The organism is Nitrosomonas europaea (assembly GCF_900167395.1).
GTDB lineage: Bacteria > Pseudomonadota > Gammaproteobacteria > Burkholderiales > Nitrosomonadaceae > Nitrosomonas > Nitrosomonas europaea.
Window position 1 is genome coordinate 43942 of sequence record NZ_FUWK01000008.1, and the last position, 13541, is coordinate 57482.

Sequence of the window (13541 nt, forward strand, 5' to 3'; positions counted from 1 at the left end):
GACAACAGCACCAACACCAAAACTGTTGACAGCAACAACACCAGCACCAAAACTTCTGACAGCAGTGACAACAGTACCAACACCAAAACTGTTGCAAATACAGACAGCAACAACAGTGGTAAAGCATCTGCCGATGACAAGTCTGCTGCTGCTAATAACAATAGTACTGCCAGTGTAGACAATAGCAACAGCAGTACTAACAGCAAAGACAGCAACGATAACAACAGCCGTGCCAGTGCCAGCGCTAAAGGCGATGGCTCTGCTTCTGCCAACGGCGGTAGCACTGCTACTTCTGATAACAGCGATAACAGCGATAACAGCAGTGCCAGTGCCAAAGGTCAGGGTAATGCCTCGGCTAATGGTGGTGGTGCAGCAACCGTAACGGATAGCAGCGATAACAGCAGCGCCAATGCACATGGTGGTAAAGGTAATGCTGTTGCAAATGGTGGTGGGGCTGCCACATCTACCTACGCTATCAATAATGCTGAGTTGAGCGGAACCGTAACCGGCCAGGCTGCTGAAGGAATTCCTTTGGTCGATGCCTCCGCTCTCGTTGGTGGTAATTTAAGCAATAATATTGACGGTTCACTGAATGGTGCCGGCCTGAATCAGGTTGCTCAGAACATTGGGTCAAGCTCTTTGATTCAGCAGCAAGTATCTTTCCAGGGTAATGTGAACGTTAATCAGTAATAGCTTTATTGGTTAATGTAATGTAGTACTTTCAACTGGCAGGCAGTAGCAATATTGCTTGCCAGTTTTTTTATCGGGATAGGAAAGATTACGTGAGTGACAAATGGAGATTTTTATGAGAACCAGTATTAGAAAGGGTCTTGTTGCACTTGCGATATGGGTGCCTGTTGGTATGAGTTATGGAGCTTCCGGATCAGAATTGTTGGAGGGAAAGGATATATATCTCCCTCATGCAGAGAGAGCAACTCTGGAAGAGCTGGATAATGCGACAGGCCGTGAAGGAGTGGATATAACCACACTAAATCGTATGAATGTCCGTGCATTTCTTGCCGATAATAGCGCAACCAATAATGTCAGCGGGTTTAATTCCATCGATAACGGTTCTTTTGTCGGAGCAAGCGGTATGTTTTCGGTAATTCAGAACTCAGGTAACAATGTTCTCATACAGGACTCGACAATAGTCAATGTGACCATATTACCTTGAGTCTGGTATCAGTTTTTTGGATGGAGTGACGATAAAGAAATCATATTCAGGTCAATTTCTTCAGTTTGAGATTGGCTGCGTCGGTTATGCTAAGTGTTTTGGTTGTCTATCCAGAGATCAACTATGAAGTTACCGCTGACATCATTTGCTGTTTTCCTGATCACTCAGACAGTCTGGGCTGGTGAGGTGTTTGCGCTGGATATGATTGGTGTGGCGGGTGGTGCCAACTTCAATATACAAGGCAAGAGCTTTGCGGAACGCCGTTTTAGTACGGTTTACAGGCAGCAATTCGATTTCAGTTGTGGCTCGGCAGCTTTGGCAAGTTTGCTTACTTTTCACTATGACGATAGTGTGGATGAACAGTCTGTATTTGTTGATATGTTCCAGCATGGGGATCAGGAAAAGATCAGGCGAGAAGGTTTTTCCATGCTGGATATGAAGCGGTATCTTGAACGAAGAGGGTATGGTTCAGATGGTTTCAAAATCAATTTAGATCAGTTGTATTCCACTGGCAGTCCCGCCATCACTATCATTAATCATAATGGCTATATGCACTTTGTCATTATTAAAGGGGTGGATGAGGATAGAGTTCTGGTGGGGGATCCGGCTCAGGGCGTCAAATCCATGGATCGCACTGAATTTGAAAGAATGTGGGGGAATCGCATTGTATTTCTGATTCATAATCATGTGGATCCTGAAGTAAGCTACCGGAAAATACATCAGGAGTGGTCGGGCAGGTTGGCCCCATTGGGAGAAGCAGTTGATCGGACGAGTCTGGGCGTTTTTAATGTACTGCGGCCAGGTCCTTGGGATTTTTGATGGTTTTTATGAGATGGGGCGAAAAATGAAAACAGGACACTTTTATCTGATGGTAAAAAATATCCGATCCTGCCTTGTGCTAATGGTATTGTCCTGTTTTACGGTCCAAACATACGCCGAAGATGTAACTGTCAGGTTATCAGTACAAAATATTCATCACCCGGAGTGGGAACGCGCAACGGATGAAGAGCTCGCAGTATTGAGAGGGGGATTCGTTCTTCCAAATGGTGTACATATTGATATGAGTCTGGAAAAGTTTATCCACTTGAATGATGTGCTGGTGCATTCATCCTCTCTTCAGCTTCCGGGCGCAGGTGTGGTTTTACAAGCGGGTATGCAGAATATGGTGTCTGATTCTATCACCGTGCCGGAACTCAGTACCTTCGTTCAGAATACACTGGATAGTCAGCATATTGAGGCATTGACAACCATCAATATAGAAGTCAGCAATCTGAAAGGGATTGCAGCGAATGGCGGCGGTCAGCAGGTTTTTACCGAATTTTTAGCACCAGCTTTGTTGCGGTAGCTATTCTGTACGCCATCAAGCATGAGAAAAAATATATCTGAAAATAATGGTAAACGCCCCGGAAGTGTGAAAAGCAGATTTCTTGTGAGTGCTTTTGCAGTATTTCTTGTTGCTTATTCTCAGACAGGAAGATCTTCAGAAGAAGTCCTCGAACAATATAAATCCCTTTTTGCGCAGCAGCAAAAGGAGTTCGAAAAACAGCGGCAGATCATCATCGAGCAGGGGAAAGAAATAGAGAAGCTCAAATCCCGTCTGGACTCCCTGATTACTACGCAACCTACCGATCGCAGCCCGGCCAGCAATGTAGCTGGCAAAGATGGGCAACGTCCCCCGCAGGTATCCTCACCCTCTACTCCAAAGACGGTAGTTGCCGGACCAGTTGGCAAAAAAAATGATCAGGTACAGACACGCACCGTGCCTGGTAATCTTCCTGCTGGGCCTGTAGGACAGGCGCCACCCAAGCAGGATGAGAAACCAAGACCGCCTGAAATGCCTAGATTGAGTGATGCAGTAGGAGGAGTGCTGACACGTAAAGGCAAGATCGTGGTTGAACCTGCACTGGAATATGCTTTCACGGACAGTAACCGGATATTTCTGGATGCATTCACATTTCTCCCGGCGATTGCTATTGGTTTGATAGATGTTCGTCAAGTGGATCAGCACAGCCTTATGGCAAGTATTGGAGCTCGCTACGGTGTGACAGATCGTCTTGAGGTTGAAGCGAGAGTTCCCTATCGCGCGCGTTTTGATGAGCAACGCTCCAGGCCAGTCAGCATTGGAGCCGGGATCGATGAAACATTCAATGCATCCGGGAATGGCTTGGGGGACATTGAATTTGCCGCTCGCTATCAGCTTAATTCAGGAGCGGGAGGGTGGCCTATTCTGGTGGGAAATATGCGAGCAACAGTACCTACAGGGAAGGGGCCCTTTGATATTAAATACGCACAGGCTCAAGGTGTTCCAGGTGCTGTATTTCCTACTGAAGTTCCTACAGGATCGGGTTTTTTCAGTTTTGAACCAAGCGTTACTGCACTCTATGCAACTGATCCGGCCGTATTCTTTGCAAATCTGGCCTATAACTACAATATGGGTACCACGGAGAAGGCGCTTGATGGATCAGGTGATAAATTTAAGGTTGATCCAGGTTATGCAGTGGGTATGACTTTTGGTATGGGGTTCGGAATTAACGAGCGCTCTTCGTTCAATATCGGGTATGGTCATCGCCATATTTTTAATACCAAAATAAATAATCGTACATTGAAAGGTAGTCAGCTTGATATAGGGCAATTACTGCTCGGCTATGCTTTTAAATATTCACAGCAGACTACCTTGAATTTCTCCATTGCGATAGGAACAACCGATGATGCACAGGATGTCAGACTCAGCTTTAGAGTGCCCATGACGTTTTAATTCCATTTATAAATCAAAACTAAATTTGTCGGCTTCACCTTGCCGTATTATTTATACCGTCTGTGGCTCGCCTTCATGTCATTTTTGATTTGGGAATGGAATAAGTTGTTTTCCTTCTTTGCCTTGCCTTTGTTTTGTAGTATGACGAGAGTGTTGTAGCGGTTGGTAAAAAGAAGGCCGCCAAGTCGATCATTGACAGCTATCCTTGTTTCCATCGCACCAGATTTTTCTGATTTTTTCTTCCATTCCGGCATTCATACCGGCAGCACGACCTTCTTTGAAAGCGATTTCCGGGGCTATGCCTTCGCTCAGCCGGTAGGCAGTCCACATGGCACCAGCACGGTTACCGGTAGCACAATGGATCAGAACGGGGGGGGCTGCCTGCTCTAAAGCCTGTTTGAAGGCTGTTAGCTGTGACTCATTTACCCCTTCACCGGTGACAGGGATATTGATATAAGTTATGCCGACTGCTTCAACAGCTTTTTTCTCGCTTGGTGTCCCTTCTGATTCACTGCGCAGATCTATTACAGTCTGAAAACTGTGCTTGACGAGCTCCTGAATGCCATCTTTGGTAAGTGCTCCGGAAGTAGCAATATTGGGCGTGACGCGCAAATAACGCATCAGATCGTTAATCTGTGTAGCGTAGGGTACCTGATCTTTTGCAGATACCCAGCCTGATGACGATAAAGCGAGAATGATGATAAAAACTCTCACAAAAAACATTTTGACCTCCGATCATAATTGGAATGTGTAAAAATCGTAGCATGAATGCTCGGGTGGATAAAAGAGCAGATATGAGTTACGGCGAGGAATAACAATTTCTGGCCGATCCCGGCGTTTGATCACTCAAATCAGGGAAAGTCACGTTTGATTGTGTTGGCAAGTATGGTGATTGACAACTGATTTGCCATTTTTTACTAAGGGTTGATGAACAGGTGTTCACCGCTTTGGATTATGAGTATATGTCCCATGCGCTGCGGCTGGCCGAAAGGGGGCTGTTTACCACCAGCCCGAATCCTCGGGTAGGGTGCGTAATCGTCAATGGCGGCAAGGTAGTTGGAACAGGGTGGCATGAGCGGGCAGGGGAGCCACATGCAGAAATTCATGCATTACGGAAAGCAGGGGATTTGGCCAAGGGCGCTACTGTTTATGTAACACTCGAGCCTTGCAGTCATCATGGCCGTACACCACCTTGCGTCGAGGCTTTGATTCAGGCAGGGGTGTGCAAAGTAGTCATGGCGATGAATGACCCTAATCCGCATGTAAACGGTCAAGGAAAGGAATGGTTGCAGAAAGCCGGTATCGCAATACAAGCAGGTTTGCTGGCTGATCAAGCAGAGCGATTGAATATCGGATTTGTTACCCGAATGCGACATGATCGTCCATGGGTGCGGACTAAGATAGCAGCCAGCTTCGATGGCAGAACGGCTCTGAAGAATGGAAAGAGCCAGTGGATTACCAGTGAGCCGGCTCGGCGGGATGGCCATAAATGGCGAGCACGTTCATGTGCGATACTGACAGGGATCAGCTCGGTCAGGAAGGATGACCCTCAACTGACGGTGCGGTATATTACGGTCTCCAGGCAGCCAATGCGCATAGTGGTGGATTCGAACCTGGAAACTCCCTTGCAGGCAAAGTTGCTGCAGAATGCAGATACAACTTGGATCTTCACGGCACAGACCAGCAAAGAAAAAATACACCGACTGGAAGATACCGGTGCTCACATCGTTGTTTTGCCTGATTTGGCCGGAAAGGTTGATCTCAAAGCCATGATGGTGAAGTTGGCCGAATTAGGTATCAATGAGCTGCTGGTTGAAGCAGGCCCGGTACTGAACGGAGCGCTGGTAACAGCTGGGCTGGTGGATGAAATCATTTTTTATTTTGCCCCCAGCCTGTTGGGTAATTCAGCACAAGCGATGCTGGCATTGCCTGAAATCGGGGATTTATCAGAGAAGTATGATTTGCAAATATCCGATATTCGAAAAATCGGGATGGATGTCCGTCTGATAGCAAGGTTTATGAAATGAGGTTAGAAGTGCAGGGAATGATAAAGAGAAAAGGTTTTTTGCCGTTGGCAGAAGATATTGATGGTGCCACTACTGAATCATGAGCTGAATTATGCGAATTCTGCACATTCTGGATCACTCTATTCCGTTACACAGCGGTTATACATTTCGCACGTTGGCGATCCTGAAAGAACAGCGCGACCTGGGGTGGGAAACGTTTCATGTTACCAGCGCCAAACATACCGGCTCGGTTGCGCTGGAAGAAGAAGTCGATGGCTGGCATTTTTACAGGACGCCGGAGCATTCCCGTTTTGCCAGCAGACTGCCGATTCTGAATCAGATCGCTGTGATCAATGGTTTAGCTCGGCGGGTGGCTGATATCGTGCGAATCATCAAACCGGATCTTTTGCATGCCCATTCACCGGCACTCAATGCGATTCCCGCTCTGATCGCTGCGCGTAAAGCTTCTATACCGGTTATTTATGAGGTGCGCGCCTTCTGGGAAGATGCAGCAGTGGACCACGGCACCAGCAGTGAATGGGGTGTACGCTATCGTCTGACACGCGGGTTGGAAAATTTTGCACTTCGGCGTGTAGATGCAATCACTACGATTTGTGAAGGATTGCGAAATGACATGATCGGACGGGGTATTGCACCGGAAAAGATTACGACTATTCCCAACGCGGTCGATATCGAGAAATTTGCTGCAAGCCGTCCGGCGAATGAATCACTCAAGGAGCAGTTTGGATTAAAGAGCAAGCGCATCATCGGGTTTATCGGCTCTTTTTATGCTTACGAGGGGCTGGATATATTGCTACGGGCTTTGCCGATCATGCTGCTGCAGCATCCTGATTTGCGTGTATTGCTGGTCGGTGGCGGGCCACAGGATGGGCAGTTGCGGCAACTTGCCAGCCAGCTTGGTATCGGGGATAAAGTCATTTTTACCGGCCGTGTCCCACACGATAAAGTGCAGGATTACTATGATTTGATTGACGTTCTGGTTTATCCGCGCCTTTCCATGCGACTTACTGATCTCGTCACTCCTTTGAAGCCGCTGGAGGCTATGGCACAGGGCAGAGTGCTGGCTGCTTCGGATGTGGGAGGACATCAGGAACTGATTCGTGACAACCATAACGGTATTTTGTTCAAATCCGGTGATCCGAATTCACTGGCGCAAAAAGTCGGAGAGCTGATAAACGTGCCAGGCCGGTGGGAAGATTTGCGCAGGGCTGGACGGGAGTTTGTCGAGACTGAACGTAACTGGCGGAAAAGTGTGGCGAAATATCAGTTTATTTATAGTAATTTGCTCAATAAATAAATGTAGACTAAATATTGGGGCTACAGATATCGCCTGAGCTTGAATTTTCTAATTAATTGCGTGTATTAACCACTTAAAACGTTTCGCTGCGTGTTGCCCAGGGCGGCTTTTTATGGTTCCTGACAAATCTAGGGCGTGGAAATTTTAACAGTATGAAACTAGCTCCCGAGGAGACTGAGAACAAAGACAAGAAAGATACTAATAATCCCGGGATTGTTGTATTTTCTTCACTTTTTCCGCACTCGGGTCAGCCTAATGCTGGTTTGTTCATTCGTGAACGTATGTTTCGGGTGGGAAAACATCTTCCGCTCGTGGTGGTGGCACCCGTACCCTGGTTTCCATTTCAGAAAATTCTTCGCAGATGGCGCCCTCATTTCAGACCGGATGCTCCTTATATGGAGCTTCAGGAAAATATTGAGGTTCTCCATCCACGTTTTTTTTCCATTCCGGGATTTTTTAAGTTTCTGGATGGTTTTTTCATGGCATTAGGCAGCTTGCCTGTTTTGTGGCGGCTCAAGCGACGTTTCGATTTTAAGATTATTGATGCGCATTTTGCCTATCCGGACGGTTACGCTGCGAGCCTTCTGGGGAGATGGTTCCGGGTTCCTGTCACGATTACCTTGCGAGGCACGGAGGTACGGCTTTCCCACAGATTTTTATATCGAGATCTTATGCGTTCAGCCATGATACGTGCTGCGAAGATTTTTTCAGTATCGGATTCTTTGAAACAGGTAGCAGTGGCAATCGGAATCCAGGAAAGCAAAATACTCGTGGTGGGTAATGGTGTGGATCTTGATAAGTTTTGTTGTATTGATCGGTCTGAAGCGCGTAAGAGCCTGGAAATACCGGAAGATATACCGATATTGATATCGGTGGGTGGGCTTTGTGAGCGCAAGGGGTTTCATCGTGTCATCGCGTGTCTGCCTGACTTGATAAGTACTTACCCTGGTATTCAATTTTTGATAATCGGTGGTGCAAGTGCCGAGGGTGACTGGACTGAGCGTTTGCAACAGCAGGTTTCTGAATCGGGGTTTGAGAAAAATGTTCGTTTTCTGGGTGTCATGCCACCAGATCAGTTGAAGATTCCGCTTTCTGCTGCTGATTTATTTGTGCTTGCTACAAGAAATGAGGGATGGGCTAATGTATTTCTCGAAGCAATGGCATGTGGTTTGCCGGTGGTGACTACTGACGTAGGCGGAAATGCTGAAGTAGTCTGTCGTTCGGAACTGGGTAAACTGGTTCCTTTTAATGATCAGCAGGCACTTTGCCAGGCAATTGCCAATGCACTGGAAGTAAATTGGGATCGAGAAAAAATAATCATGTACGCTCACGCAAACTCGTGGGATCAGAGAGTAGCTGTCCTTGTAGAAGAATTTGTGAAGATCACCTGCCAATCTGAGTTGGCGGAACAATATCGTTAACCATGGCTGGTATTTATACACATTTGATATCCGGATTCCTGTTCCCGCTTCATGAACACCTCAAGCGGCACGCCAGTGTCAATGTGCGTAAATCCATGGAGCAGACTCAATGGTTTTCTCCTGAAAAGATCGTGCAGTTACAGACTGAAAAACTGCGTCAGTTGCTCATTCATATAAACACACATGTTCCCTATTACCGCACGCTGTTTGCTGAGTTGGGTTTTCAACCGGAGGAAGCTGGTTCACTGGCTGATTTGCAATACCTGCCTTTTCTCGATAAATCAATCATTCGTACACATCTGGAGGAACTCAAATCTGATCAGGCGCGAGGGCTCGTTCGTTTCAATACGGGAGGATCCAGTGGCGAACCGCTGGTTTTTTTTATCGGCAAGGAACGTGTCAGCCACGATATTGCCGCAAAGTGGCGAGCTACACGCTGGTGGGGCGTGGATATAGGTGATCCCGAAATCGTTGTCTGGGGTTCTCCGATCGAATTGGGTGCGCAGGATACGTTGCGTTCATGGCGGGATCATTTGTTTCGCAGCAGATTATTGCCCGCATTTGAAATGTCCGACCAGAAGCTCGATGATTTTCTTGATACGATCCGCAGGTTTCATCCCAAAATGCTGTTCGGTTATCCCTCGGCTTTGTCGCATATAGCGAAATATGCTGATAAATCAGGTATTAAGATGTCCAATTTGGGAATTCAGGTGGCTTTCGTCACTTCGGAACGGCTGTATGATGATCAGCGCAGACAAATCAGTGACACTTTCGGCTGTCCGGTTGCAAATGGTTATGGGGGGCGTGATGCCGGGTTCATTGCTCATGAATGTCCTGCAGGCGGAATGCATATCACCGCTGAGGATATCATCGTTGAAATTGTCGATTCTAACGGCCATCCCCTTCCATACGGAGAATCAGGCGAAATTGTGGTGACTCATCTGGCAAGCAGAGATTTCCCTTTCATTCGTTATCGTACCGGGGATATTGGTATTCTGGATGACAGAACATGTGATTGCGGGCGGGGATTACCGCTGCTTCGGGAGATACAGGGCCGCAGCACCGATTTTGTCGTTGCGCAGAATGGTACAGTCATGCACGGGCTGGCACTGATTTATATTTTGCGAGACATGCCGGAAGTAAAAGTTTTCAAAATCATCCAGGAGAGCCTGGATTTCACCCGAGTTCAGGTCGTTGCAGAGACCGGCTTGCATCCGTCGCAGATCAGCCGGATCACCGAATCGTTTCAAACCAGACTGGGTCGGGATGTAAAGATCAAGGTGGAACAGGTATCTGAAATTCCGGCTGAGAAATCAGGCAAGTTTCGTTATGTGGTCAGTAAAGTGGCCGGGGTTTGAATTAATCAGTCGATTGCACAAAAGGTATAGGTACTCCCATCCATAACAGTGCAACTACTATCAGCGCGATTCCCACACCGGTAGTTCCCACGATCATCCCAGCAATGATGGTCAGACCATCCTTGCTGAGTAACCCCAATGACATGATGAGGATTCCCAGGCCGGGAAGAAAATTGATCAGGGGGACCGGCAGTGCAATGGAAATCGAGAAAATGAATGAAAAGAGGCCGATGATACGTTCCCAGGCATGTACACTGATGTAAGTCAGCCGCGGATGCATGTGGCTTTCAATTTTGCGTAACCATGGTGCTGCCTTGGTGATTAATTTGTCCAGTGTTCCCCTTTTTATGGTTTTTTTTGTCAACCATTCTGGAATCCACGGCGCTTTCATGCCACATATCATTTGGATCGAGAAAATAAACAGCGGAATGGCAAAAACAGTAGTGTACCCAGGTGGTGCGGGAACAGGCAGACAGATCGGTAAAGTAGCAATGGCGAGCAGCACGGCAAAGCCACGCTCGTGCAATGAGTTTTTGATTTCGTCCACACTGATCACTGCATTGGTGTTTTGTACGACGATCAGTTGCAATAGTTCGGATGTATTTTTTTCCTTGTTCTCCACTACCCTCTCCTTGGTTGTGTCGATATAAGATTCAAGGTGCTCAGATTGCCGCGATGACTTATTTTGTCGGGTTTTTACAGTCTGAGCAGCACGGCACCCGGCAATTTACCATGTCTTTGACTGTTCTTACGAATCTGTTTCCTGTGAATGGATGAATATGAGGCATCAAGTCGTAAAGCATTGCGGCAGTTAGCGAGCTGTGGCAATATCGATCAATTGTGACGGCAAATACCGGTTATTTTGAATGTTGTCTCTTAGATAGAGGAAAGTAGAGGAGATTTTGGATAAATTTATTGAGCAGGTATCGCTTTACATCCAGGAAGCCCCGGTCTGGCCATTTACATTGCTGGGTTTTATTCTGGTAGTGGGTGTGGCGGTGGATATCATCAATCGCCGGCGCCGTACCGCAGCGGTGGAATATTTTGATTTGGCTTTTCAGGAAGAACTGACTGGCTTGTATCCTGCCGCCACCCGCTGGCCGGATGATCTGGCAGCTTATATGCAACCGCGTTTACCCATTCTGCGTGATGCTTTTGAAGTGCTGAGGAATTTCATTCCGCAGAATCAGTTGCGCGAATATAACGCTGCATGGAACAGGTTTTACCAGTTCTCGCGCACAGGTGGAAACGAGCGGCCAGTCTCCCTGGAAGATGCTGCACAGGAGCTCGCGGTTAACCAGCCTGATCTACAGCAGCAACAGGCTTTTCAGCAGATGATTTCAGATTTGCTGGCTTTTGCCACGCAATTCAAAAAATAACCGGATTGCGGTAACAACCGTGAGATCCAACATCCCAGTCATCGGGCGGATTGTCTCGGCCATTCCATTTCTGCCAGGCCAGGGTTGATGAAAATATCTCCGAGTCGTCAAGTGAAAGGGGAAATAGAAATTATCCCGGTTTCAGGCTTTCGTGGAATTGGAAAATTCATTGATGTTCCCTGGCGACTCTATGCGGATGACCCTTTGTGGGTACCGCCTCTCCGGCTGGAGCGACGATTGCATCTCTCCAGGTTCAATCCCTATTTCAGGCATGCACAATGGCAAGGATGGATTGCCTGTCGTGATAATCAGCCGGTTGGCAGAATCAGTGCACAGATAGATGAACTGTACCAGCAACGCTACGGGACGGATACCGGGCATTTCGGGATGCTGGAATCCATTCAGGATGAAGCAGTTTTCAGTCGGCTGATACAAGTAGCCGAAAGCTGGTTGGTTGAACGGGGAGTACGTCAGATCAGCGGGCCGTTCAATTTTTCTATCAATCAGGAATGTGGCTTACTGGTTCAGGGGTTTGATACACCTCCCGTTTTCATGATGCCTTATTCACCGGAGTGGTATACCAGCCTGCTGGAACAAAACGGCTATCAGCCTTGCAAGGATTTACTGGCCTACTGGCTGGTAACGGATTTTGACCCGCCTCCTGCCATGCAGGCGATCGATCGTAAGTATCGGCATCAGATCCGAATCAGGCCACTGCAACGCAATCGATTCAATGAAGAAATAGAAACCATGCGAGACATATTTAATGATGCCTGGTCTGATAACTGGGGATTCGTTCCCTTTACGCAGGAAGAATTTGCCGAGCTGGGCAGTTCTTTGCGCTGGCTGGTCCCGGATGAATTTATCCAGATAGCGGAAATAGACGGGAGGCCCGTCGCCTTCATGGCGGTACTGCCGAATCTGAATGAGGTACTCCCGGCACTGAATGGAAAACTTCTTCCTCTTGGCTGGCTTCACCTGATCAATAAACTGAAATCCGCTTCAATTACTACCGGTCGGGTTCCTCTGATGGGTGTCCGCAAGCAATTTCACCATACTCTTGTCGGAATAGCACTGGCGTTCAAAGTCATCGATGCTCCCAGAAAAATGGTTAAATCCCGTGGTATCGGGCATGTCGAATTATCCTGGATACTTGAAGACAATCAATCCATGCGTGCGATTCTGGAAAAAATTGGCGGCAGGGAGTACAAGCGCTATCGTATTTACGATAAGACGCTGGCGTGATCAGGGTGTAGTCGATCATCAGAAAAATTCAAACACTGTTCCGTCCGTAATGAGCAATAACGATCAGTTTGCCGCCCTGGTACTGGCAGCCGACCGGGGCAGCCAGGATTCCGTGGCACGGTATGCAGGAACGGTATGCAAGGCTTATGCTCCTGTTTGTGGTAAACCTATGGTCATTCGTGTGCTCAATGCTCTGAATGATTGCCATAAAATAAAATCGGCCCTTTTATGCGGCCCGCCGGAATCACTGCTTTCAGCTTGCGAGGAACTCGAACAGCGTATCGATACCAGGCAGGTGGACTGGATGGAAAATCTGGATTCACCAGCTCGCAGCGCTGCTCACGGGCTTTCACGTATCGACTCGCAACAACCGGTTTTATTGACTACAGCGGATCATGCACTGCTTACCTCGGAAATCGTGGAATATTTTTTGCAGGTTTCCAGTAATCTGGAGTGTGACGCGGTTGTCGGGGTCATCAGATATGAAACCCTGCAAGCCCGGTATGGTGATACCCGGCGTACGGTGATACGGTTGCAGGATGGGAATTTTTGTGGCTGTAATCTATTCGCATTCAATAATGTACGCGGGCGTACGCTGGTGGATTTCTGGCAGCAGGCGGAAGCATTGCGCAAGCGTCCGTGGAAGCTGATCAGCCGGGTACTGGGCTGGCAGGCTGTGTGGTCATACCTGCTCGGACGTTTGACGCTCGACCAGGCATTGCAGAAAATTTCCGGGAAAACAGGCGTTCGGGTGTGCCCGGTAATTTTGCCCTTTCCTGATGCCGGCATCGATGTCGATAAAGTAGAAGATCTGCAACTGGTGGAATCCATCCTGATCCGGTCCGATTCAACACGCCCCTTGATGTAAGACGGTCGGCTGATTTT

At 47.8% G+C, this 13541-nt stretch carries 14 protein-coding genes; 12 read left to right on the forward strand and 2 right to left on the reverse strand.

The features are described 5' to 3' along the window. From B5D58_RS13835 to B5D58_RS04405, 5 genes are all read left to right on the forward strand, one after another. Positions 1 to 690 (forward strand): hypothetical protein (locus B5D58_RS13835; RefSeq protein ID WP_200809268.1); only part of this gene is annotated, 690 nt, incomplete at its 5' end. A gap of 115 nt (positions 691 to 805) precedes the next feature. Next, the gene (locus tag B5D58_RS04390; RefSeq protein WP_143023696.1) at positions 806 to 1174 is read left to right on the forward strand and encodes a hypothetical protein; all 369 of its coding nucleotides are present in this window, start codon (positions 806 to 808) and stop codon (positions 1172 to 1174) included. Positions 1175 to 1297: 123 nt separating this feature from the next. Continuing rightward, entirely contained in the window at positions 1298 to 1993 is a 696-nt protein-coding gene (locus B5D58_RS04395) for a C39 family peptidase (RefSeq protein WP_011111401.1), read from the forward strand. Then, positions 1935 to 2519, forward strand: coding sequence for a hypothetical protein (locus B5D58_RS04400; RefSeq protein ID WP_234988993.1), 585 nt, complete (start codon positions 1935 to 1937; stop codon positions 2517 to 2519). The genes B5D58_RS04395 and B5D58_RS04400 overlap by 59 nt, the downstream gene beginning before the upstream one ends. Positions 2520 to 2603: 84 nt before the next feature. Then, positions 2604 to 3929 (forward strand): transporter family protein, encoded by a 1326-nt coding sequence (locus tag B5D58_RS04405; RefSeq protein WP_143023697.1) that lies wholly within the window; start codon positions 2604 to 2606, stop codon positions 3927 to 3929. A gap of 189 nt (positions 3930 to 4118) precedes the next feature. On the opposite strand, the gene B5D58_RS04410 is transcribed toward B5D58_RS04405, so the two are convergent. Next, positions 4119 to 4652, reverse strand: coding sequence for a protein tyrosine phosphatase family protein (locus tag B5D58_RS04410; RefSeq protein ID WP_011111404.1), 534 nt, complete (start codon positions 4650 to 4652; stop codon positions 4119 to 4121). Between the two features lie 239 nt (positions 4653 to 4891). Here B5D58_RS04410 and ribD point away from each other — a divergent pair, with 239 nt between their 5' ends. The 4 genes from ribD (at position 4892) to B5D58_RS04430 (ending at position 10032) form a co-directional block, all read left to right on the forward strand. Continuing rightward, positions 4892 to 5956: a bifunctional diaminohydroxyphosphoribosylaminopyrimidine deaminase/5-amino-6-(5-phosphoribosylamino)uracil reductase RibD gene (gene ribD, locus B5D58_RS04415; RefSeq protein ID WP_143023698.1), complete on the forward strand. Its 1065-nt coding sequence runs from the start codon at positions 4892 to 4894 to the stop codon at positions 5954 to 5956. 91 nt (positions 5957 to 6047) lie between these two features. After that, the gene (locus tag B5D58_RS04420; protein ID WP_011111406.1) at positions 6048 to 7253 is read left to right on the forward strand and encodes a TIGR04063 family PEP-CTERM/XrtA system glycosyltransferase; all 1206 of its coding nucleotides are present in this window, start codon (positions 6048 to 6050) and stop codon (positions 7251 to 7253) included. Positions 7254 to 7405: 152 nt separating this feature from the next. Next, on the forward strand, positions 7406 to 8674 hold the full coding sequence (locus tag B5D58_RS04425) for a glycosyltransferase (RefSeq protein ID WP_011111407.1): 1269 nt from the start codon (positions 7406 to 7408) through the stop codon (positions 8672 to 8674). 2 nt (positions 8675 to 8676) lie between these two features. After that, positions 8677 to 10032 carry a phenylacetate--CoA ligase family protein gene (locus B5D58_RS04430; RefSeq protein ID WP_011111408.1) on the forward strand — a complete coding sequence of 452 codons (1356 nt, stop codon included), beginning with the start codon at positions 8677 to 8679 and terminating at the stop codon, positions 10030 to 10032. A gap of 1 nt (position 10033) precedes the next feature. Here the strand turns inward: B5D58_RS04430 and B5D58_RS04435 are convergent, their stop codons facing one another. Beyond that, complete coding sequence (locus B5D58_RS04435; protein WP_011111409.1) at positions 10034 to 10654, reverse strand: exopolysaccharide biosynthesis protein; 621 nt, start codon at positions 10652 to 10654, stop codon at positions 10034 to 10036. A 280-nt stretch (positions 10655 to 10934) separates the two neighbouring features. Here B5D58_RS04435 and B5D58_RS04440 point away from each other — a divergent pair, with 280 nt between their 5' ends. From B5D58_RS04440 to B5D58_RS04450, 3 genes are all read left to right on the forward strand, one after another. After that, entirely contained in the window at positions 10935 to 11411 is a 477-nt protein-coding gene (locus tag B5D58_RS04440) for a hypothetical protein (RefSeq protein ID WP_011111410.1), read from the forward strand. An 87-nt stretch (positions 11412 to 11498) separates the two neighbouring features. Further along, complete coding sequence (locus tag B5D58_RS04445; protein WP_011111411.1) at positions 11499 to 12656, forward strand: GNAT family N-acetyltransferase; 1158 nt, start codon at positions 11499 to 11501, stop codon at positions 12654 to 12656. A gap of 49 nt (positions 12657 to 12705) precedes the next feature. Beyond that, complete coding sequence (locus B5D58_RS04450; protein ID WP_011111412.1) at positions 12706 to 13524, forward strand: nucleotidyltransferase family protein; 819 nt, start codon at positions 12706 to 12708, stop codon at positions 13522 to 13524. The last annotated feature ends 17 nt before the right edge of the window (positions 13525 to 13541 follow it).